The sequence below is a fragment of the Streptomyces sp. NPDC057486 genome (assembly GCF_042802415.1).
Classification (GTDB): Bacteria; Actinomycetota; Actinomycetes; order Streptomycetales; family Streptomycetaceae; genus Streptomyces; species Streptomyces yanii.
The window spans coordinates 1,534-3,270 of sequence record NZ_JBHVEE010000259.1; the positions used below are offsets into that span (position 1 = coordinate 1,534).

General features: G+C 57.2%; 1 rRNA gene (only partly in view). It reads right to left on the reverse strand.

The features are described from left to right. Positions 1–1,713, reverse strand: a 23S ribosomal RNA gene (locus ACFU6I_RS47700) (it extends 1,511 nt beyond the left edge of the window). Positions 1,714–1,737: the final 24 nt, after the last annotated feature.

The following is a 1,737-nucleotide window of genomic DNA, read 5'->3' on the forward strand; positions in this document are numbered from 1 at the left end:
ACCTACCACACGCCCTACACCCTTACCCCGGGACAACCACCGCCCGGGCTGGACTACCTTCCTGCGTCACCCCATCGCTTACCTAGTACAAGTCTGGTTCGTCGGCTCCACCACTACCCTCAACTCCGAAGAGATCGGGCCGGCTTCACGGACTTAGCATCGCCTGATTCAGTATTGGGCGTTTCAAAGCGGGTACCGGAATATCAACCGGTTGTCCATCGACTACGCCTGTCGGCCTCGCCTTAGGTCCCGACTTACCCTGGGCAGATCAGCTTGACCCAGGAACCCTTAGTCAATCGGCGCACACGTTTCTCACGTGTGTATCGCTACTCATGCCTGCATTCTCACTCGTGAACCGTCCACAACTCGCTTCCGCGGCTGCTTCACCCGGCACACGACGCTCCCCTACCCATCCGTACTCCCGTTGGGGATACATGTACGAATGACACGACTTCGGCGGTACGCTTGAGCCCCGCTACATTGTCGGCGCGGAATCACTTGACCAGTGAGCTATTACGCACTCTTTCAAGGGTGGCTGCTTCTAAGCCAACCTCCTGGTTGTCTCTGCGACTCCACATCCTTTCCCACTTAGCGTACGCTTAGGGGCCTTAGTCGATGCTCTGGGCTGTTTCCCTCTCGACCATGGAGCTTATCCCCCACAGTCTCACTGCCGTGCTCTCACTTACCGGCATTCGGAGTTTGGCTAAGGTCAGTAACCCGGTAGGGCCCATCGCCTATCCAGTGCTCTACCTCCGGCAAGAAACACACGACGCTGCACCTAAATGCATTTCGGGGAGAACCAGCTATCACGGAGTTTGATTGGCCTTTCACCCCTAACCACAGGTCATCCCCCAGGTTTTCAACCCTGGTGGGTTCGGTCCTCCACGAAGTCTTACCTCCGCTTCAACCTGCCCATGGCTAGATCACTCCGCTTCGGGTCTTGAGCGTGCTACTGAAACGCCCTATTCGGACTCGCTTTCGCTACGGCTTCCCCACACGGGTTAACCTCGCAACACACCGCAAACTCGCAGGCTCATTCTTCAAAAGGCACGCAGTCACGACTGTTGCTCCGAAGAACAACAGCGACGCTCCCACGGCTTGTAGGCACACGGTTTCAGGTACTATTTCACTCCGCTCCCGCGGTACTTTTCACCATTCCCTCACGGTACTATCCGCTATCGGTCACCAGGGAATATTTAGGCTTAGCGGGTGGTCCCGCCAGATTCACACGGGATTTCTCGGGCCCCGTGCTACTTGGGTGTCTCTTAAACGAGCCGTCAATGTTTCAGCTACGGGGGTCTTACCCTCTACGCCGGACCTTTCGCATGTCCTTCGCCTACATCAACGGTTTCTGACTCGTCTCACGGCCGGCAGACCGTGAAAAAGAGATCCCACAACCCCACATGCGCAACCCCTGCCGGGTATCACACGCATACGGTTTGGCCTCATCCAGTTTCGCTCGCCACTACTCCCGGAATCACGGTTGTTTTCTCTTCCTGAGGGTACTGAGATGTTTCACTTCCCCTCGTTCCCTCCACACTGCCTATGTGTTCAGCAGCGGGTGACAGCCCATGACGACTGCCGGGTTTCCCCATTCGGACACCCCCGGATCAAAGCTCGGTTGACAGCTCCCCGGGGCCTATCGTGGCCTCCCACGTCCTTCATCGGTTCCTGGTGCCAAGGCATCCACCGTGCGCCCTTAAAAACTTGGCCACAGATGCTCGCGTCCACTGTGAC